Consider the following 19,396-nt stretch of genomic DNA (forward strand, 5'->3'; position numbering starts at 1 on the left):
GGTGTGAGGTGGACCCGGGGGGTGGGAAAGGGGTCCCGGTTTCGGGGTTGGGGTCGGTAGCCTCGCGGGCATGAGGATCGGCATTGTGGGGGCCACCGGCCAGGTCGGTGGCGTGATGCGGCAGGTGCTGGCGGAGCGGGAGTTCCCAGCGGAGCAGGTGCGGTTGTTCGCCTCGGCGCGGTCCGCCGGGCGTACGCTGCCGTGGCGCGACGGCGAGGTGACAGTCGAGGACGCCGCGACCGCTGACTATTCCGAGCTGGACATCGTGCTCTTCTCGGCCGGGAAGGGCACCGCTCGCGAGTTGGCGCCCCGGGTCGCCGAGGCCGGCGCCGTGGTGATCGACAACTCGTCGGCGTTCCGGATGGACCCGCAGGTGCCGCTGGTGGTCGCCGAGGTCAACCCGCACGCCGCCCTGGACCGACCCAAGGGCATCATCGCCAACCCGAACTGCACCACGATGGCCGCGATGCCGGTGCTGCGTCCGTTGCACGCCGAGGCCGGCCTGGTCGGCCTGGTCGTCTCCACCTACCAGGCGGTCTCCGGCGCCGGGCTGGCCGGCGTCGCCGAGCTGGACGAGCAGGTCCGCAAGGTGGCCGAGCACGCTGCCGGGCTGGCCTTCGACGGGTCGGCAGTGGAGTTCCCCGCGCCCCGCTCGTTCAGCCAGCCGATCGCCTTCAACGTCCTCCCGCTGGCCGGTTCGATCGTCGACGACGGCTCGTTCGAGACCGACGAGGAGCAGAAGCTGCGCAACGAGAGCCGCAAGATCCTGGAGATCCCCGACTTGAAGGTCTCCGGCACCTGTGTCCGGGTGCCGGTCTTCACCGGGCACTCGCTCCAGATCAACGCCCGGTTCGCCCGGCCGCTCACCCCGCAGCGCGCCCACGAACTGCTGGCCGACGCGCCCGGGGTGGCACTGACCGACGTCCCGACGCCGTTGCAGGCCGCCGGCCAGGACCCGACCTACGTGGGTCGGATCCGCGCCGACGAGACCGTCGAGTACGGGCTGGCGCTGTTCTGCTCCAACGACAACCTGCGCAAGGGCGCCGCGCTGAACGCTGTGCAACTCGCCGAGCTGGTCGCCGCCGAGCGCCGCTGACCGGCGCGGTCGCCGACACACCGAACTCTCACCGAGCCCTCGCCGTCCGTCGGCGAGGGCTCGGTGCCGTTCCGGTGGTCGCCCTGCCGTTCCCGGGTGGTCGCCCGCGGCGGCTGGCAGGTCGTGCTTGGATGGGTCGGAGACGATCGTCCAACCTGGAGGACACCATGCCGGATGACCGCACCCAGCAGGCGTTGACGGATCTGGTGGCCGGCCGCTCGATGGGCGTGCTCGCCACCATCAAGCGGGACGGGCGTCCGCAGCTGTCCACGGTGCTCTACTCCTTCGACAGGGAAGCGGGCCTGATCCGGGTCTCGGTCACCGACGGCCGCGCCAAGACCGCCAACCTGCGTCGCGACCCGCGTGCCAGCTTCCACGTCAGCAGCGAGGACGGCTGGGCGTACGCGGTGGTCGAGGGTCGCGCCGAACTGACCCCGCCGGCCACCGAACTCGGCGACGCGACCGTCGAGGAGTTGGTGGCGCTCTACCGGGGGCTGAGCGGCGAACACCCCGACTGGGACGAGTACCGCCAGGCCATGGTCGACGAGGGACGGATCGTGCTACGCCTGCACGTCGAGCGGCTCTACGGGATGCCGCCCCGAGGCTGACCCGCCCCGAGGCTGACCCGCCCCGAGGCTGACCCGCCCCCAGCCGATCAGCCCGGCTCGATCACCGTCACGCCGGGCCAACGCTGCGCCGGCCGGTGCCTGGCCAACCGCTGCCGCGAACGGGCCACGTCCACCCGGGCCGGGTTGTGCCGCCACACCCCGGCCAGCAGATCCGTCAGGCCGTACGGGGCGCAGACCTTGAGCCGACCGGCCGGGTCCAGGCGAACGGCCACCGCCGTCGCGTACTCCGGCCAGGTGGCGACCGCCTCGGCCACGCTGCGGTACGGCTCGATCGGGTCGCCGCCGAACGTCGCCGCGTACCAGGTGTGCACCGCGGCCTGGTTGCGTGCCTGCCAGGGCGGCTGCGGCCACATCCCCACCAGCCGGGCGGTGGCCCCGTCGTCGTCGGCGCGGGTCAGCTTCGCCGGGTCGAAGAAGACCACGTCCACGTCGCGGACCCGAGCCGGGTCGAACCCGTCGCCGTACCGCTCGCCCCAGACCAGGTCGCGCAGGGCGCCCGCGCCGATCCAGGCGTCCGGCAGCTCGGAATCACGCACCACTGTCAGCGCCCGGGTCAGCCAACCGCTGCCGGCGATCAGGTCCCGCAGCTCCTCCTCGCCCGTCATCATCCGCCCACGGTAGGCAGCGGAGCCGACGCGCGCCGCCGGTAGACGGGTGTGCCGACCTTCGGCGGGTATACCGCGCTGATTCGTCGTTGCGGGACGTCGGGGAGGGGGTGGGCGATGGGCGCCGGCACGAGCAGCGACGAGACCCTTCCCGGTGGCCCGCCCCTGCGGCGGGAAACCTCCCGGCTGTTGTCGTTCAGCGACGGGGTCTTCGCCATCATCATCACGCTGCTGGTGCTCGACCTCCAGCCTCCCCGGGTCGGCCGCGGTCAGATGCTGCACGCGCTGGTCGAGCAGTGGCCCGCGTACCTCGCCTACGTCACGTCGTATGTGTACGTGGCGGTGAACTGGCTGAACCACCGAGCCGCCTTCAACCGTGTGGTGAACAGCGGAAAGGCCCTCCAGTGGTACAACCTCGCAGTGCTGTTCAGCACAGCGCTGCTGCCGTTCGCCACCTCGGTCGTCTCGCAGGCCATGCGGGAAGGCGACCAGGCGGACCAGCGGACCGGCGTGGTCGTCTACGGCCTGGTCGGCGTGCTGGTCTCGGTGAGCTGGCTGGGGCTGTACCACTACCTCGCCCGGCACCACGACCTGCTGGACCAGACGGTGCCGCGTCGGTTCTTCCCGGCCGAACGGGCCCGGGCCGCTGTCGGCCTCCTGGGATACGCGCTGGCGATCCTGGTCGGATTCCTGACCAGCCCGCTGATCGCGCTGGTGATCTTCCTGCTGTTGCCGGCGTTCTACAGCCTGACCAGCAGCGGCCTCTACGAAATTCGACGCCTGCGACACCCGCGCGGATAGGCCGGGGCCGTCGGCGTTACCCCCTCCCGCGCGGCGGGTAGACGGGCCGTGCCGACACCGAGAGGGGAGCACCATGACAACGGTCGGAGAATTCATGACGACCCGGTTGGTGACGATGGACGGCAACGACACGCTCATCGCAGCCGCTCAAGAGATGCGTGACAGCGCGATAGGCGATGTGGTGGTGACCGACGGCGACAGTGTTGTCGGCATCGTCACGGACCGGGACATCACGGTCCGAGGTGTCGCGGAGAACATGGACCCGGGCTCGACCCGGTTGAGCCAGATCACCACTCGCGACGTGATCACGGTGAGTCAGTACGACGATGCCGTGGCCGCCGCGGACCTGATGCGGACGTACGCCGTACGCCGACTTCCGGTGATCGACGACGGGCGCCTGATCGGCCTGGTGTCGATGGGTGATCTCGCGGTCGAGCGCGAACCGCAGTCGGTCCTGGCCGACATCAGCGCCGACGACCCGAACAACTGACCCGTCCGCCGCGGCACGCGCCGGCTCTCCCTTGCGGGAGGGCCGGCGCTGTGGCGTCTCCACCCCTCGGTGATCACTGGCGGCTCACCCGAATTGGGCGAGGTTGGCCGGGGGAGCGGCGGGGACCCGTGCGGGGACGTGCAACGCCGGCCGTCCGTGCGACGCGAGCGCGGTGGGTGGGATCCCCGGCCCGGCAACTGGGAGGAGTGGACCCGATGGTGGACGCGACCACGAGGTTCTTCGAGGACCTGGACCGGCGGGGGTACGAACCCCTGCTGGCCAAGACCTCCGGGACGCTGCGGATCGACCTGCACGAGGGGGCGCAGACCCGGCACTGGCTGCTGAGGATCGACCACGGCCGGCTGAACGTCAGTCAGGAGGACCAGGAGGCCGACACGGTGATCGGCGCGAGCCCGGTCCTCTTCGACGACATCGCCTCGGGGCGCGAGCACGGCCTGGCCGCGCTGCTGCGGGGGGACATGACGGTGACCGGTGACGCTCGTCTCGTCGTACAGGTGGAGCGGATCTTTCCGGGTTCCCCGGACGCCCGTGGGCCGCGTCGGCGATTCGCCGGGGAGGTGCACTGATGGGGCAGAGCAACACGGTCCGGATCCTGGACGGCAACACGTTCGTCGTCTGCGAGGACACCGGTGACATCGAGGCGACACCCAGCGAGCCCACCGGGCTCTTCTCCATCGACACACGGTTCCTGTCGACCTGGGTGCTGACAGTCAACGGTGAGCGACTCAACTCGCTCTCCTACGACGACCTGCAGTACTTCGAGTCGCGATTCTTCCTGGTCCCGGGGATGGCCACGCACTACGTGGACGCGAAGCTGTCGATCATCCGGGAGCGCGCCGTGGGCGGCAGCTTCTGTGAGCAGCTGACCATCCTCAACCACGACGAGAAGCCGGTCGACCTGGAAGTCCGGATGGACGCGGCGTCGGACTTCGCCGACCTGTTCCAGGTCAAGGACGAGATCCTGAACAAGAAGGGCGAGATCTACACCGAGGTGGAGTCGGACCGGCTGCGGCTGGGGTACCGGCGGGGCAACTTCCAGCGGGAGACGATCATCTCGTCGTCGATGTCGGCCCGGTACGACAGCAAGGGCTTCGCGTACACGGTGCACCTGGAGCCCAACGAGCAGTGGAATGCCTCGATCGACGTCCAGACCCACGCGGTCGGGCCCGGCGGCCGGGACCTGCGGTTCGGGCTGCGCAAACACGGCACCGAGCGCCTCGCTCTCCAGCACGACCTGGAGAAGTGGATCGCCGACGCGCCGAAGGTCAACAGTGAGCACGGCCGGGTGGCCAGCACGTACCGGCGCAGTCTGATCGACCTGGCGGCGCTGCGCTTCTCGCCGCTGTCGCTGGGTGGCGCCACCCTGCCCGCCGCCGGTCTGCCCTGGTTCATGACCATGTTCGGCCGGGACAGCATCCTCACCTGCCTGCAGACACTGCCGTTCACCCCGCAGTTGTCGAAGACGACGCTGCGCATCCTGGCGTCTTTGCAGGGCAGCCGGTTCGACGACTTCCGGGACGAGGACCCGGGGCGCATCCTGCACGAGATGCGCTACGGCGAGACCGCGGCCTTCGAGGAGCAGCCCCACTCGCCGTACTACGGCTCCGTCGACGCGACGCCGCTGTTCATCGTGCTGCTCGACGAGTACGAGCGGTGGAGCGGAGACGTCGCGCTGGTCAAGGAGTTGGAGCAGGAGTCCCGGGCGGCGCTGAGGTGGATCGACAACTACGCCGACCTGGTCGGCACCGGCTACATCTGGTACGAGCGACGCAACACCGACACCGGCCTGGAGAACCAGTGCTGGAAGGACTCCTGGGACTCGATCTCCTACTCCGACGGCACGCTGCCGCCGTTCCCACGTGCCACCTGCGAGGTGCAGGGGTACGCGTACGACGCGAAGGTCCGCGCGGCGCGGTTGGCGCGCGAGTTCTGGGGTGACCCGGAGTTCGCCGACCAGTTGGAGCGGGAGGCGGCAGAGCTGAAGGAGCGGTTCAACCGGGACTGGTGGGTGGAAGACGGCGAGTACTTCGCCCTGGCCCTGGACCCGGACGGCCGGCAGTGCGACATCCTCAGCTCCAACATCGGCCACCTGCTGTGGAGCGGGATCGTCGAACCGGAGCGGGCGGAGAAGCTCGCTGCGCACCTGGTCGGGCCGAGGCTCTTCTCCGGCTGGGGGGTGCGCACCCTCGCCGAGGGGGAGGCCCGCTACAACCCCATCGGCTACCACAACGGCACGATCTGGCCGTTCGACAACTCGTTCATCGCCTGGGGCCTGCGCCGCTACGGCTTCGCCGAGGAGGCCGCGACGATCGCCAACGGCATCCTGGACGCGGCCACGTACTTCGACGGCCGGTTGCCGGAGGCGTTCGGCGGCTATCCGCGGGAGTTGACCAAGTTCCCGGTGGAGTACCCGACGGCGTGCAGTCCGCAGGCCTGGTCGACCGGTACGCCGCTGTTGCTGCTGCGCACCATGCTCGGTCTGGAGCCGCACGAGGGTCACCTGTCGGTCGAGCCACGGCTGCCGGTGGGGATGGGTCGCATCGAGGTGCTGGACATCCCCGGTCGTTGGGGCCGGGTGGACGCGTTCGCCCGGGGTCGACTGGACCTGGACAGACTCTCCGACTGACCGACTGGACCGACGAACCGGCGGCGGTGCGCAACCCGCGTCGCCGCCGGTCGCCACCCAGCCGATCCCCAGCCGGTCAGGGTAGATTCTGCGAATGCCGGAGCTCGTGTACCCGCCCGTTATCGCCGCCGCCAAGACGCTGTTCCGGGTCCTCGACCTGAAGATCACGATCGAGGGCGCCCACCACGTACCCCGCACGGGCGGGGCGGTGCTGGCCAGCAACCACGTCAGCTATCTCGACTTCATCTTCGCCGGTCTGGGCGCGAACGCGTCGGGCCGGCTGGTCCGCTTCATGGCCAAGGATGCGGTCTTCACGCACAAGATCTCCGGCCCGCTGATGCGCGGGATGCGGCACATTCCGGTGGACCGGCAGGCCGGCGCGGCCTCGTTCCGGGCCGCCGTGGGCGCGCTCAAGCAGGGCGAGGTCGTCGGCGTCTTTCCCGAGGCGACGATCAGCCGGTCGTTCACCGTCAAGGAGCTCAAGAGCGGCACGGTTCGGATGGCACGCTCGGCGAAGGTGCCGGTGCTGCCTGTCGCGTTGTGGGGCACCCAGCGCCTCTGGACCAAGGGCCGCCCGCGCACTCTGACCCGTCGGCACACGCCGATCACCATCCTGATCGGCGAGCCGATCAACCCGGCGGACTTCCCGGACCCGAACGTGCTGGCCGCCGAGCTGACCACCCGCCTCAGCGCCCTCGTCGACCGGGCGCAGCGGGACTATCCGGACACCCCCGCCGGCCCGGACGACACCTGGTGGCAGCCCGCGCACCTGGGCGGCAGCGCGCCCACACCGGAGGAGGCCGCCGCTCTGGACGCCGCCGCCGAACACCGCGCTCCCAGCGCCTGACGCCGGGGGCCTCGACACGCGCCGAGTTGGCCGGATCGTTCCGCACCCGGGCAGGATGGTGTCTGCCGGCGCGAACGCCGTCCGACCAGGATCGACGTCATGAGCAGAGCAGCACTCGTCGTGATCGACGTGCAAGAGTCCTTCCGTCAGCGCCCGATCTGGGCGTACGGCTCCAACCCCGACATGGTCCGCCAGGTCGACCGGCTGGTGACTGCCGCTCGGCAGCGCGGCGACCTGGTGGTCTGGGTCCTGCACTCGGAGCCCGGCACGGGCGGGTTGTTCGACCCCGCCGTCGGATACGTCCGGCTGATCGACGGGCTGGTCCCCGCCGAGGGTGAGCCGACGCTGGTCAAGACCGCGCACAACGCGTTCACCACGACGAACCTCCAGCAACTGCTCACCCAGGCGGGCATCACCGACATCACCGTCTGTGGCATCCGCACCGAACAGTGCGTGGAGACCACCACCCGGGTCGGCGCGGACCTCGGCTACCGGATGACCTTCGTCACCGACGCCACGCTGACCTTCCCCATCCCACACCGGGACCTGCCGGAGACCGCCACCGTCGCGGAGATCCTCGCCGACCCGCGCACCCTGACGAACGAGGAGATCGTGACCCGCACCGAGTACGCGCTGGCTGGCCGCTTCGCGACCATCCGCACCGTGGACGAGGTCACTGGCGCGACCCTCGCCGGCAGCCGGGGCTGACGTCGTGACCCGGGTCGTCTTCCTGCTGGTCCCACAGCTGCACCTGCTGGACCTTGCCGGGCCGGCCCAGGTCTTCTCCAGCGCCGCCGACCTCGGGTACGACTATCGGCTGCACTACGTCGCGGAACGCGAGCAGGTGCCCACAGTGCAGGGCGTACCGCTGGTCGCCGAGACCCGGTGGCCCGAGCTGGTCCCGGACGACCTGGTGATCGTGCCCGGTTGGCGGCCGGCGGCACACGGGCCGCAGGGGCCGGTGTCGCCCGGCGACCTGCGGCGGCTCGCCGAGCACCACGCGGCCGGTGGCACGGTGGCCAGTGTCTGCGCCGGGGCGTACGCGCTCGGGCGGGCCGGGCTGCTCGACGGCCGACGCTGCACCACCCACCACGAGGTGCAGGACGACCTGGCCCGCCGGCATCCGGCGGCCCAGGTCGTCCGTGACGTCCTGTACGTAGTGGACGACCGGGTGGTCACCTCGGCGGGCATCGCCAGTGGCATCGACGTGGCGTTGCACCTGGTGGCGACCCGGCACGGCCCGGCGACCGCCGCGAAGATCGCCCGCACGCTGGTCGTCTACGCTCGCCGCAACGGGCACGAGCCGCAGGCCAGCGCGTTGATGCGGCACCGCTCACACCTGTCCGACTCGGTGCACCGGGTGCAGGATCTGATCGACAGCCGGTACGCCGAGCCCCTGCCGCTTGCCGAACTGGCCGCCACCGGCGGTGTGGCCGAACGCACCCTGACCCGGCTCTTCCGGGCGAGCACCGGCCTCACCCCGCTCGGCTACCAGCAGCTGCTCCGGGTGGAACGGGCCGAGCACCTGATCGGGCACGGCACCACAGTGGAGGCCGCTGCGCGGGCTGTCGGTTTCACCGATGCCCGGATGCTGCGCCGCCTGCGAGCCCGCCCCACGAGGTCGGATCCGGTCTCGAACGGTAGTAGTCGTCCCGGGAGTGGAACTCCACAGGCAGCGAGCCGGGCAGCGTGATCCGGGTGTCGCCGGCGAGCAGACCGGGGCCGGCCCGCAGCAGCAGCACGTCGCGCTCCTGGGCCGAGAGGTCGACCAGTTGTGGACGGTTGAGCCGGAACATGGCCACCGCCCGGCGGACCTGCCGGGCCAGCGCCACGACCTCGGCTGTCGTTCCGCTGAGGGCCAGCGCCGGCTGCTGAATGGTGCGCAGTGCGTCGCAGACGATCAGCAACTGCGCCGGGGCGTCCGGCGCGCTCGTCGGCAGCTCCAACCGGGACGGCCACTGCCAGCGGATCTGACCGCTCATCAGGCCGTTCACGCGAGCCGGCGGTCGGGCCCGGTGCGTGCCGTCGCCGACCAGCGAGAGCTGTGAGCCGCTGCCCACCCAGCAGATCCGCTGGTCGGTGACTGTCACGGCGACCGGCTCGGGCAACTGCCACCGGCGTCGCACCTCGCTCGGCCCGAGCAGGTAGCCCGCGACCAGCAGTTGGTGTCGCCCGAGCAACCGCTCGCCGGGCATCGGTCGCAGGTTGTAGCGGCGGTCCAGGGTCGGGCCCACGTCGTCGTCGGGGGCGTCGAACCGGTGGGGACCGATGAAGAAGGGGGACGCGTCGGCGTGCATCGTCACGACCTTCCGGTCAGCTGGCTGTGTACTGAAGCCTTCCGGACCGGAGCGCCCCTGTCATGACGCCTGTTAGGGGGTCGGCCGGTCGTGTGTCGCCTGTGACCGGTAGATGCCGATCTCCTCCGGGCGGACGAGACCGTCCTCGATCGCACGGGCGAGTAGTGCCGCCTTTGTGGCGGCTGGTCGCCCCGCCCGGGTGTACTTGATCCGTGCCCGGTCGACGTACTGCTTCACCGTGTGCTCGCTGATCTGCATCCGCCGGGCCACCGACGCCTTGGACATCGACTGGAACCAGAGCAGCAGCGCCTCACGTTCCTTGTCGGACAACATCGGCCGGTCCGGCCGTGGGTCGCCGACCATGGCACCGGCCAGCGCCGGCGGCACGTACGGGCGGTCGCTCGCGGCGGCCAGCACCGTTTCCACGCAGTGTTCCCGACCCTCGTGCTTGGCCAGGAACGCCACCGCCCCGGCGTCCAGCGCGGCGAGCATCGTCTGCGGGTCGGTGTGCTCCGAATAGACCACCACCCGCCGGCCGGCGGCGCTCAGCTCGGCCAACTTGTCCAACGCCATCCGCCCGTGCAGTCGCAGATCGAGCAGGACGACGTCGGCGTCCGGCGCCGCCCGCAGCACCGCGTCCGGGTCGTCGCCGGTGGCGAGCACCGTCAGGCGAGGCTCGGTGGCGAGCCAGGCGCGGACCCCCTCGACCACCACCGGATGGTCGTCGACGATCGCCACCCCGACCGGCCGGTCGCCGGTCACCGCCGCCACCGGGTCTGCGCCCATCTGATGTTCCCGTCCCGTTCGTAGAGGTACTGCACCGGCCCGTCGTCGTGCTCCCCGGGGGGCGGGCCGGTCGACTCCGGCCCCTCCCGATCCGGGGTGACCAGGCTGACCACCACCTCGTCCGAGCCGGAGACCACTGTCAGACGCGCCCATCCCCGGGCGTCGGCGAGCGTGCCGGTGAGCGGGTCGGCCAGCCGGCGGCGGACCTCCACCGGCAGCGGCGGCGGGGTGCCGATGGTGACCAGGTCGATCGGTAGGCCGTTGCGTTCCGCCAGGTCGGCGGCGGCGCGCAACTCGTGCAACAGCGGGTCGGGCACGTCGTCGGACTCGGCGATCAGCCGGCGCAGCCGGGCGGCGGCCAGCATGCACCGGCGCTGCACCTCCGGGTCGTCCGGGTCGGCCTGGCCGGCGGCCAGGTCCCCGAGGACCCGCCCGGCCGCCGAACTGACCAGGGCGAGGCGGTCCCGGCGTTCCCGAAGGCCCCGCTCGGCGGCATCCCGCTCCGCGGCCATCGCGTGACCGGCGGCCGAGACGGCGGCCCGTTCCCGAGCCAGGCCGACGATGACGGTGCTGCCCACGAAGACCGCCACCGGAAGGGAGAACGTGCCGTAGACGTACATCACGTAGCGGGCCACGTCGGCCGGATCGGGGCCGTGCACCAGCACGGCGACCAGGGCGATCAACGCGTGCGTGCTGAGCAGCGCGATCAGCCCCACGACGCGCCGACCCCACACCGCCAGCACGAAGAACCAGCCGAGCGTGCCCCACACCCAGTTGGCGGCGGTGAACAACTGCCGCTCACCGGCTGCGGCGAAGACTGCCGCGTCGACGACCAGCAGCAGCCCGGCCAGCGGCCACGGCGGCAGTGGCGACCCTTGCAGCAGCCGTACCCCGGCCACCGCGCCGGTCACGGCGACCAGTATCCAGGCGCCGAGCACCACCGCTGGCGCGGCGAACTCCGCGCGGGCGGACAGCACCGCCGGCAGCGCGATCGCGACGTGCCAGGCCAACGCGATGGCGACGGCGGCGATCCGGGCACCCCGGTCGGACGCGTGCGCCACGGCGGCCGGCGCGGCGAGCGCCGCGGGGGAGTCCGGCTCCCGGGGCGTCGGAACGCTGGTCCTGGCCGGTGCCTCCGGCGCGTCGGTGGGGTGCGCCGGGGCGTTCAGGTCAGCCGACACCGGGCCACTCCAGCCGAATCCGGGTGCCCGCGCCGACGGCCGAGTGCACGTCGGCCCGGCCACCGACCGTCGCCATCCGGCCGCGGATCGACTCGCGCAACCCGTACCGGTGCGGTGGGACGGTGGCCAGGTCGAAGCCGGGGCCGTCGTCGGCGACCTCGACCACGATGCCGATCGCGTCGCGGGTCAGTCGCAGCGTGGCCGCGGCGCCCGGCGCGTGGCGGACCACGTTGGACAGCGCCGCGTAGGCGCTCTCGCTGATCGCGTCGGCCACGCCGACCGGGACGGCGCAGGACGCCAGGTCCAGCCGTACCGCGAGCTCGGGCAGCCGGCCGACCACCAACCGCAACCGCCCGTCGAGCGGCACCGGGCCGTCGCCGGCCACCGGGCCGACGTCGGTGAGCGAGACGAGGGTACGCAGGTCGGCCGCGCACCGGTCCCGGAAGACGGCCGAGGGCCCGGCCACCGCGCCCAGCCCCACCATGGTCAGCGTCCCCAGCACCGTGTCGTGCAGGTCGCGGTTCTGCTGGCGTTCGGCCTCGCGGGCGGCGCGCGCGACCAACGCCTCCCGGGTCAGCCGCTGGTGTTCGACGAAGGCGCGGTCCGCCCGGCCGATGCGTCGGCGCATGACCGCCGCCATCATCGCCGTGCAGGCGGTCTGCGCCAGTAGCGTGGCCGCGTGCGCCCGAGCTTCGGTGGGGTTGCCGGCGGCCTGCGCCCCGGTCACGTAGGTGGCTATCACGAGCAGCCCGGCCGGGATCGACCAGCGGGCCGAGGTCGTGGCCTGTGTGTTGATCACCGTGGTGCTGGCCAGCACGGCGATCCAACTGCCCTCGCCGGGCAGCACCTCGGGCGCCACCAACACCGGGATGAGCAGGCAGGTCAGCGCGGTGACCGCCACGTCACCGGCGACGAGGCCCGGGCCGATGCCGTGGCGCAACGCGCGGTGCGCGTACCAGAGGGACCAGCCGGTCAGCATGGCCACGGCGGGCAGCAACACCGCCTGCTGCACCGGCGGGGTCTGCACCGACACGGCCACCGCCGCGCCGAACACCCCGCAGCTCAGGCGCAGCAGCGCTGGGAGCGTGGTGAAGATGAGGCCCAGGGCCCCGCCGGCCGGGTTGTCCAGCGTGGGCGGCGGCACGGTTGGGGTGGCAACGGCCGGCATCGGGAAGTGTCCTTCCGACAACGACCCGGTCCGGGTCCACGCGGCGTAGATCGACATCGGACAATAGCATGGTGGACCGTGACGGGGTGATCATTTGCGTGCGGAGTGTCGCTAATGTGTCACTCTGTGCTGCGGGGCTGAAGGAGGTCCCAACGGTTGCCGTAGATATCGACGAACACCGCTACCGAACCGTACGCCTCGTGCCGCGGTTCCTCCAGAAAACGCACACCGGCCGCCACCATCCGGGCGTGGTCCCGGGCGAAGTCCTCCGTGTAGAGGAACAGCCCGACCCGGCCGCCGGTCTGGTCGCCGATCCGAGCCTGCTGCTCGGCGCTGCCCGGCCGGGCCAGCAGCACTGCCGTCTCCCGGGCCCCCGCCGGGCGGACCACCACCCAGCGTGAACCGTCCGGTCGGGCGGTGTCCTCCACCAGCTCGAAACCGAGGTCGCCGACGTAGAAGTCGATCGCCTCGTCGTACTCCCTGACCAGCAGCGCGACAAGTCCCAGATGTGCCATTCGGCCATTCTGCCGGCGGATGTCCCGGGGCGGGCTGGCGACGCCTCCGGCGGTCGCCCACGTCACGCTCCCGGCCGGCCGGAACCGGACGCGTTCGTCGTCCGTCTCATCCCCGGGTGGAAGGGTGGTGAGCCGGATGCGCTCGTCCCGGACGGTACTGGCGGTGGCACTGCTCGGCATGGCGCTGGGTGGCTGCGGTGGCACGGTGATCGGGCCGGGCGATCCGAGGGCGCCCGGTCCGGCCCAGATCGTCGACGGGTGGACCTCCTGTGCCAAGGCGGCACCCCGGGCCGGCGAGGTGATCACGGAGACGTCGCCACCGGCCTCGAATGAGCCGACGATCGGTCGCATCGACCCGGCGTTCACCCCGGTCGCGGCCGTGATCTGCGGGCGGGAGATTCGGCCGGGCCCCAACGGCGGCCAGGAGCAGATCGCCACCGAGCGACGCGCCGAGCAGATCGCACCGCTGGTCACCGCGCTGCGCCTGCCCAGCGAGCAGACCGGCGGGGAGGTCGCCTGCACCCTCGAGATGGTCATCCCGCCCTGGTTGGCGCTGCTGGACGACCGGGGGCGCTGGCTGCGGCCCCACATCCCGACGGACTCCTGCGGCAAGCCCCGCGCCGAGGTGATCGCCGCGTTGGCCGGGCCGCAGTGGACAGCTGTGGACAGCCGCACCATCCGGCAGGTCGAATCCGCGGCGGCCGAGGCCGCCGGTTGCGCGCAGCAGTGGACGGACATGGTGTGGGTGGAGACCCGCAACGGTAGCCCCGGACCGCCCGGACCGGGGCTACCGCCGGCCGCCGGGCCGCTGCGCCTCTGCGTCTACCAGGTGCCCGCGTCGCTTCAGGAAGGCGAGAAACCCGCAGGCGACTTCGTGTACGGCGGTCCGCTGCCAACCGAGCGCCAGGCGGGCGTGCTCCGGGCGCTGTCCAACCGCCGGGCAGTGGTCGACTGTGCCACCCCGGCGACCCGCTTCGCGGTGCTACGCCCGCTCGAAGGTGCCGGCCCCGACCGGTACGTGGAACTCGACGGCTGCCGCCGCTTCCTGGTCGCGCCATCGAGCGGCGCTGCGCAGCTCGGCCAGGGCGACGACGCACTGGTCGCCCTGCTGAAGCCGATCTGAGCCGGCTCGGCAGATCCGCGACGCGCGCCCCGTCGGGCCGGGGAACCTGGCTGCTACTTCGACAGGGCCCGCTCCAGCTCGCTCTTCGACATCGACGAGCGACCCTTGATGCCGCGTTGCTTCGCCTCGTTGTACAGCTGCTCCTTGGTGCGACCCTGGGCGCCGCTGTGCGAGCGCTTACCGCCACGGTGCCCGGACGACACGTCGTTCCGGGAGGACCGGCTCGCCGTTCGGGACTCACCCGAGCGGGCCCGCTCCTTGTTGACAGTGCGGGCCGCGATCTCCTTGGCCCGCCCGGAGGAGGCGCCGCGCTGCTGCGCGCTCTCCTTGATGTGCTCGTACTGTCGTTCTCTCTTCGGGCTTGATCCTGCTGGCATCGGTGCCTCCCACCTCCGCTGTCGGGTGCGGTCGAGGCCCGGCTCGCGCGCTTCTGAGCTGACATCGGCACATCCCGAGCCGGGTGATCCCGCTGTCTGAGCACGATGCCCCGCCGTCCGGGGGGTCAAACGAGTGCCCTCGAACCGATCCGGCTGCTTCAGGGACGTTCCACTCCGCGTCGTATAGTTGTCGCCGCAGCCGACGCGTGGGCGTCGGTCAGTCAGCGTCCAGCAGCGGGCGCCCGGGCTCGGTTGGCGAGTCCGTGCGGCGCCCCGTGCTCGCGGAGCGCCATCACCACGCGCGCTGCCGTCGCCTTCCTGCAACCGGTACGCGCCCCGGGCACGAGGACCTTGAAGTCATGGCACAGCAGCCCATTGACCCCAATGCGGCGATCTCCGAACTCGGCCAGATCAAGCTCGGCGAAACCGACCTGTCTGGAGTGTTGACCCAGGTCTCCGAGTTGGCACGGCGAACGATCCCCGGCGCCGAGGAGGTGTCGGTGACGTTGCTGAAGCAGGAGGGTGCGCACACCGCCGCGTTCAGCGGTGACATGGCGCTGCGACTCGACGAACTGCAGTACGAGCATGGTGAGGGTCCGTGTCTGGAGGCGGCCAGAGACTCCGCCGTCGTGTCCGTCCCCGACATGTCCGAAGAGGCCCGTTGGCCGCAGTGGGCGGCCGAAGCCGTGCAGGGCGGAGCTCACAGCTCACTGTCGATCGGGTTCCCGATCCAGGAGTCAGTGCTCGGCGCGCTGAACATCTACGGGGCCGACGCGGGTGCCTTCGACGACGACGCGGTCGCTCTCGCAGAGACGTTCGCGGGGTACGCCGCCATCGCCCTCGCCAACGCCCACCTCTATGACACCACCGCCACCATGGCCGCGCAGATGCAGTCGGCCATGGAGAGCCGGGCCGTCATCGAGCAGGCCAAGGGCATCATCATGGGCGAACGCCGCTGCACCCCCGACGAGGCGTTCGCCGTCCTCGCGAAGGTTTCCCAGGACTCCAACCGCAAGCTGCGGGAGGTCGCTGCCGCCCTTGTGGAACGGACCACCAGACCGCCGAGTCCCAAGCGTGATCGCGGTGCGTCCGGCAACCTACCGTAGGCGTCCGGCAACCGACCGCTGTGCCGCGGGAGGTGGTGGCCCGCCGGCGCAGCGCCGACTGAGGTCGGCCAGGAGCTGACGCGCCGAGTGGCGGCCGACTGCCCAGGCGGTTATCGTCGAGGTTGGTCAAGCCATGCGCCAATCCTGTTACGGATTTCAACAGGAGGCGTGTGCTCCTATGACTGAGCGTTCCTGGTTCTTCCAGAGCCACTTCGACAGATTCCCGACGGCACTCACCCTCGGTCAGGTCACGTCAGCGGCGCTCGCGGGCAGCCAGCGAGACGGCCGTTTCGACCTCGACTCCTCCGGGCCGTCGTTCCAGGTGACCCGCTACACCGAGCCCACGAACCTGTCCGCGACCATCTCGGCCGACCGGATGGTCGTCGCCCCGGTGGGATACGTCGACATGGACACGGCCCCACGCCTGGCCACGGCCCTGGTGAACGCGATCGACAGCCATCCCGAAGTCTGTTGCGACCTGACCGGCGTCGGCTTCTTCAGCGCCGCGGGTGTGCGCGTACTCCTGCTGGCGCGGGACCGGGCGGACCAGGTCGGCTCCCGCTTCTCGATCCGAGGCGCCGGGGGGATCACCCGGCGGGTGCTGCGGATCACCGGGGTGGAGCGCCTGCTCCTGGGTCCCGAACAAGACGCCGGGCCAGCCGCGCGGCTCGGCTGATCCGCAGCCTCGCGAGGTGGCGGCGTCACCAGGTGTCCGGGCGATCGAGATCGCGGGCCGGCTGGTACCCGCCGAGGATCGCCAAGCCCTCGGCCTCGGTGTAGCCGTCTCCCCGACCCTTGCGGAACGCCTCGACGTGGCAGGGCTCGACCACCATTTCCAGCACGTCACTGCCTTGCCGGCGAGCCCGGTAGGGCCCGGCGACAAGATCCCCGTGCCGGGCGCCGTTGCCGGCCGGGGCGAGTTGCGCCCGAACGGTCAGCCAACGGCCGGATGCGTCACCGACCACGAGAGAGCCCTCGACGAAGGAGTCCCGCGCCGACCGGCCGAGCGTGACCGAGCACTCCAGCAGCCGTCCGTCGGGCGGCAGTGACTCCAGGCGGAACGGCACGACGCAGCGGTGGGCACCATCGAACCGGACCCGGCTCGCCGTGCCGGCCGCCTCATCCCTCGTGGTCGCGTAGATGTCCACCTGGGCCCAGAGCCCGTCGGCGGGTTGCCAGCGGACGAACCACAGCTTCCGGTCGCCGGACGGATCGAACCAGGCGACCCCCGAGCGGTCGCCGACCCGCACCTCGGTCCGTCCCTGCGGTCGCCCCTGCGAGGACAACGTCTGCTGGAGCCCGTCCAGCAACCCCTCGGTACGCGCCAACACGAAACGGGCCTGACCGGTCGGGCCCCGGAACTCGACGCTCTCGATGCCGCGCCCGGTGCGCCACGACGCGAAGTTGGCATCGCTCACCAGCGCGTCGGTAGAGAAGTGCACAGTCGAGGGATCGGCACCGATCTCCTCGGGGCGTGTGGTCCCGTCGCTCTGTGCGTCCGGCAGCATCAACGCCGCGGCCGGCATGATCGGGTCATCGGTGCCCCGAACGCCCGGGATCACCAGGACCACCGAGGTGAGAGCGGCACACGCCGCTGCCACGCCGCAGGCGATCAGTCCTCGTCGCCGCAGTCGCAACCGCCGGCCGCGATGCCGGGCCCGTTGCACGATCGGCGTCGGATCGATGTCGCCGCCCGCCCGATGCTTGAGCGTGGTGGCGAGCTGCTCGTCGAGGTCACTGAACATCAGAGCTCTCCTGCCCATGCGTGGGTTGCTGCAACCTGACGCTGACGCAGCGCCGCCAGGGCCCGCCTCGCGTGTGTGCGTACCGTCCCGGTCGAACAGGCGAGGATCTCGGCGATCGACGTGTCGTCGAGATCCTCGTAGTAGCGCAGGACGATCACGGTGCGCTGACGCGCCGGCAGATCACAGACCAACCGCCACAGTGCGTCGCGCTCGGCGACCCCGGCGGCCTCGTCCACGTCGCCCGCCCGATCGAGCACCGCGGCAACGGAGATCTCCCGGCTGCTGAGCCGACGCCACCACGAGTTGTGGGTGTTGACGAGCATGCGCCGGACGTAGGCGTCAGGGCGGTCCGTCCGCGAGATGCGGCCCCACCGGGCGTACGCCCGCGCGAGGACGTCCTGAACCAGATCCTCGGCTCGGTGCTCGTCACCGGTCAGCAACCGGGCCAGCCGCACCAGCGCCGAAGTGCGAGCGAACGCGTACTCCTCGAACGTCACGCCCTATTAACGCCGTAGGCCGGCCAACCCGTAGACACCCGCCGGCACTTTGTGCGTTGCCGTCCGGGTCGGCGTACGCGCCGGCGGTGTCGTCGGTCCAGAGGATCATCGCGGCCCGCTGGCCCTGGCGCCGGCAGGACTATCTCCGTCCTCGGAGAAAATCTATGAGCGAAGCGCTAGACATTCGCGCCGTCGCCAACTAACGTTCCTGGTGTCGAGAACAGAGCAAACAAAGACGCTGACGTTGCCGCCCCGCACGAGGGCGAAGGAGTGGGGCCCAGGAACCTTGCAGGGCCTGCTCAGCTCGGCGGCAGACATTTGCCGTAGTTAGGCAGTACGCAGAAGGACGTGTGACAGCGGGTGGGGCCGACGCTTGTTCAGGGCTTCACCCGAGGTGAGGAGAGTTCGTCGTACGTGTTGGGGCCAGGAAGTCGCGTGGGGCTCGGACACCGACGGACAGCACGGAGTACGACAGAGGAAATCAGAGGCAAGGGAGGGCATTACACCGTTGGATCGCCCGCCACCAGTCGCATTCGTGGGCTGGGCGCGGACACCGCAGTTTCCCTCGAACGAGAGGTGGTCTCCGGTCACGCTTATGCGATCCTCGCACCCGAAGCCGTCCCTGACGGCTGGTGCGGACAAGACAAGCCGACGTTCTGTCGGTAGATGGTGTTCCTGACCCACAACCCTTGGGCCCCGGTGCTTCCGAGCACCGGGGCCCTCGTGATGGAGGTTCCATGGCTCAACCCGACGACATGCTTGACGACGAGGACTACCCCGCCTACACGATGGGCCGTGCCGCCGAGATCCTCGGCTGCTCGCAGGATTTCCTACGCCGACTCGGCGATGCGAAGCTGATCGACCCGCAGCGCTCCAGTGGGGGGCACCGTCGCTACTCCCGCTACCAACTGCGCCTTGCCGCGAGAGCCCGGGAGATGTGCGACCAGGGCACCGACCTGGCCTCGGCCTGCCGGATCATCATTCTTGAGGACCAACTCGAAGAGGCCCTTCGGCGCAATGAGCGCCACGAGCAGGGTTGAGCACACCCTCCGTGCGGGCCTGCCCCAAGGTGACGTGCCGTGCGATGCCGCAGACGAGATCGTCAGAGCTGTTGGACGATCTGGATCGGGTTGCCGTCCGGGTCGGCGGTCCAGGCGATCAGCAGGCGATCGAGCCACCGGTGTGGTGCGGCCAGTGCGGGGGCGCCGCTCGCCGTGAGTTCGGCGTACGCGGCCGCGGTGTCGTCGGTCCAGAGGATCACCGCGGCCCGCTGGCCCTGGGGCACGGGGTCGAGCCCGTGATCGTCGCGGGTGGAGGCCACCGAGGCGACGCCGATCTTGTAGCCATCGAGCACGAGGTCGACGTGGATCGGCTCGCCCTCGGCCGGCACCCGGAAAGTCTCGGTGAAGCCGAGGCCGGCGTAGAACTCGGCGGCACGGGAGACGTCCTCGCTGAAGAGGATCACCTGAGGAGTGCGGAACATCGA

23 protein-coding genes are annotated in these 19,396 nt (G+C 71.0%); 13 read left to right on the top strand and 10 right to left on the bottom strand.

Annotation, left to right across the window (positions count from 1 at the left end; genetic code table 11):
- Window positions 1–70: 70 nt before the first annotated feature.
- Together OG598_RS32955 and OG598_RS32960 are read left to right on the top strand one after the other, a co-directional pair.
- Window positions 71–1,096 (top strand): aspartate-semialdehyde dehydrogenase, encoded by a 1,026-nt coding sequence (locus OG598_RS32955; protein ID WP_328652423.1) that lies wholly within the window; start codon window positions 71–73, stop codon window positions 1,094–1,096.
- 167 nt (window positions 1,097–1,263) lie between these two features.
- Window positions 1,264–1,704, top strand: a complete 441-nt coding sequence (locus tag OG598_RS32960) for a PPOX class F420-dependent oxidoreductase (protein ID WP_328655501.1) — start codon at window positions 1,264–1,266, stop codon at window positions 1,702–1,704.
- Between the two features lie 47 nt (window positions 1,705–1,751).
- On the opposite strand, the gene OG598_RS32965 is transcribed toward OG598_RS32960, so the two are convergent.
- Window positions 1,752–2,333 carry a nucleotidyltransferase family protein gene (locus OG598_RS32965; protein WP_328652424.1) on the bottom strand — a complete coding sequence of 194 codons (582 nt, stop codon included), beginning with the start codon at window positions 2,331–2,333 and terminating at the stop codon, window positions 1,752–1,754.
- Between the two features lie 114 nt (window positions 2,334–2,447).
- Here OG598_RS32965 and OG598_RS32970 point away from each other — a divergent pair, with 114 nt between their 5' ends.
- The 7 genes from OG598_RS32970 to OG598_RS33000 all read left to right on the top strand — a co-directional run bounded on the left by OG598_RS32970 (window position 2,448) and on the right by OG598_RS33000 (window position 8,808).
- The gene (locus OG598_RS32970; RefSeq protein WP_328652425.1) at window positions 2,448–3,131 is read left to right on the top strand and encodes a TMEM175 family protein; all 684 of its coding nucleotides are present in this window, start codon (window positions 2,448–2,450) and stop codon (window positions 3,129–3,131) included.
- A gap of 73 nt (window positions 3,132–3,204) precedes the next feature.
- The gene (locus tag OG598_RS32975; protein WP_091405600.1) at window positions 3,205–3,621 is read left to right on the top strand and encodes a CBS domain-containing protein; all 417 of its coding nucleotides are present in this window, start codon (window positions 3,205–3,207) and stop codon (window positions 3,619–3,621) included.
- 215 nt (window positions 3,622–3,836) lie between these two features.
- Window positions 3,837–4,208 (top strand): SCP2 sterol-binding domain-containing protein, encoded by a 372-nt coding sequence (locus tag OG598_RS32980; protein ID WP_328652426.1) that lies wholly within the window; start codon window positions 3,837–3,839, stop codon window positions 4,206–4,208.
- Window positions 4,208–6,268, top strand: coding sequence for an amylo-alpha-1,6-glucosidase (locus OG598_RS32985; protein ID WP_328652427.1), 2,061 nt, complete (start codon window positions 4,208–4,210; stop codon window positions 6,266–6,268). The genes OG598_RS32980 and OG598_RS32985 overlap by 1 nt, the downstream gene beginning before the upstream one ends.
- A gap of 94 nt (window positions 6,269–6,362) precedes the next feature.
- A complete protein-coding gene (locus OG598_RS32990) occupies window positions 6,363–7,115 on the top strand; it encodes a lysophospholipid acyltransferase family protein (protein WP_328652428.1) in 753 nt (250 codons plus the stop codon).
- 99 nt (window positions 7,116–7,214) lie between these two features.
- A complete protein-coding gene (locus tag OG598_RS32995; RefSeq protein ID WP_328652429.1) occupies window positions 7,215–7,823 on the top strand; it encodes an isochorismatase family protein in 609 nt (202 codons plus the stop codon).
- Window positions 7,824–7,827: 4 nt separating this feature from the next.
- The gene (locus OG598_RS33000) at window positions 7,828–8,808 is read left to right on the top strand and encodes a GlxA family transcriptional regulator (RefSeq protein WP_328652430.1); all 981 of its coding nucleotides are present in this window, start codon (window positions 7,828–7,830) and stop codon (window positions 8,806–8,808) included.
- On the opposite strand, the gene OG598_RS33005 is transcribed toward OG598_RS33000, so the two are convergent.
- The 5 genes from OG598_RS33005 to OG598_RS33025 all read right to left on the bottom strand — a co-directional run bounded on the left by OG598_RS33005 (window position 8,690) and on the right by OG598_RS33025 (window position 13,062).
- On the bottom strand, window positions 8,690–9,412 hold the full coding sequence (locus tag OG598_RS33005; RefSeq protein ID WP_328652431.1) for a hypothetical protein: 723 nt from the start codon (window positions 9,410–9,412) through the stop codon (window positions 8,690–8,692). The two genes, OG598_RS33000 and OG598_RS33005, sit on opposite strands and share 119 nt — an antisense overlap.
- A 72-nt stretch (window positions 9,413–9,484) precedes the next feature.
- Window positions 9,485–10,198: a response regulator transcription factor gene (locus OG598_RS33010; protein WP_238678153.1), complete on the bottom strand. Its 714-nt coding sequence runs from the start codon at window positions 10,196–10,198 to the stop codon at window positions 9,485–9,487.
- Entirely contained in the window at window positions 10,171–11,379 is a 1,209-nt protein-coding gene (locus OG598_RS33015) for a hypothetical protein (RefSeq protein WP_328652432.1), read from the bottom strand. Before OG598_RS33015 ends, OG598_RS33010 begins: the two co-directional genes overlap by 28 nt.
- Window positions 11,369–12,547, bottom strand: a complete 1,179-nt coding sequence (locus OG598_RS33020; protein ID WP_328655502.1) for a sensor histidine kinase — start codon at window positions 12,545–12,547, stop codon at window positions 11,369–11,371. The genes OG598_RS33015 and OG598_RS33020 overlap by 11 nt, the downstream gene beginning before the upstream one ends.
- A gap of 119 nt (window positions 12,548–12,666) precedes the next feature.
- Entirely contained in the window at window positions 12,667–13,062 is a 396-nt protein-coding gene (locus OG598_RS33025; protein ID WP_328652433.1) for a VOC family protein, read from the bottom strand.
- A 136-nt stretch (window positions 13,063–13,198) separates the two neighbouring features.
- On the opposite strand from OG598_RS33025, the gene OG598_RS33030 reads away from it, so the two are divergent.
- Window positions 13,199–14,185: a hypothetical protein gene (locus OG598_RS33030; protein WP_328652434.1), complete on the top strand. Its 987-nt coding sequence runs from the start codon at window positions 13,199–13,201 to the stop codon at window positions 14,183–14,185.
- Window positions 14,186–14,238: 53 nt separating this feature from the next.
- Here the strand turns inward: OG598_RS33030 and OG598_RS33035 are convergent, their stop codons facing one another.
- On the bottom strand, window positions 14,239–14,562 hold the full coding sequence (locus tag OG598_RS33035; RefSeq protein ID WP_091405580.1) for a plasmid stabilization protein: 324 nt from the start codon (window positions 14,560–14,562) through the stop codon (window positions 14,239–14,241).
- A gap of 359 nt (window positions 14,563–14,921) precedes the next feature.
- Between OG598_RS33035 and OG598_RS33040 the strand changes: the two genes are divergently transcribed.
- Together OG598_RS33040 and OG598_RS33045 are read left to right on the top strand one after the other, a co-directional pair.
- On the top strand, window positions 14,922–15,668 hold the full coding sequence (locus tag OG598_RS33040) for a GAF and ANTAR domain-containing protein (RefSeq protein WP_328652435.1): 747 nt from the start codon (window positions 14,922–14,924) through the stop codon (window positions 15,666–15,668).
- A 178-nt stretch (window positions 15,669–15,846) separates the two neighbouring features.
- Entirely contained in the window at window positions 15,847–16,344 is a 498-nt protein-coding gene (locus OG598_RS33045; RefSeq protein ID WP_328652436.1) for an STAS domain-containing protein, read from the top strand.
- 25 nt (window positions 16,345–16,369) lie between these two features.
- Here OG598_RS33045 and OG598_RS33050 read toward each other — a convergent pair whose 3' ends face one another.
- Both OG598_RS33050 and OG598_RS33055 read right to left on the bottom strand, forming a co-directional pair.
- Complete coding sequence (locus tag OG598_RS33050) at window positions 16,370–17,413, bottom strand: hypothetical protein (RefSeq protein WP_328652437.1); 1,044 nt, start codon at window positions 17,411–17,413, stop codon at window positions 16,370–16,372.
- Window positions 17,413–17,910, bottom strand: a complete 498-nt coding sequence (locus tag OG598_RS33055) for a SigE family RNA polymerase sigma factor (RefSeq protein WP_112676036.1) — start codon at window positions 17,908–17,910, stop codon at window positions 17,413–17,415. The genes OG598_RS33050 and OG598_RS33055 overlap by 1 nt, the downstream gene beginning before the upstream one ends.
- Before the next feature lie 737 nt (window positions 17,911–18,647).
- Between OG598_RS33055 and OG598_RS33060 the strand changes: the two genes are divergently transcribed.
- A complete protein-coding gene (locus OG598_RS33060; RefSeq protein ID WP_328652438.1) occupies window positions 18,648–18,950 on the top strand; it encodes a helix-turn-helix domain-containing protein in 303 nt (100 codons plus the stop codon).
- A gap of 62 nt (window positions 18,951–19,012) precedes the next feature.
- Here OG598_RS33060 and OG598_RS33065 read toward each other — a convergent pair whose 3' ends face one another.
- Window positions 19,013–19,393 (bottom strand): VOC family protein, encoded by a 381-nt coding sequence (locus tag OG598_RS33065; protein ID WP_328655503.1) that lies wholly within the window; start codon window positions 19,391–19,393, stop codon window positions 19,013–19,015.
- Between the last annotated feature and the right edge of the window lie 3 nt (window positions 19,394–19,396).

Origin of the sequence: Micromonospora sp. NBC_00330, assembly GCF_036136635.1 — a bacterium.
GTDB lineage: Bacteria > Actinomycetota > Actinomycetes > Mycobacteriales > Micromonosporaceae > Micromonospora > Micromonospora salmantinae.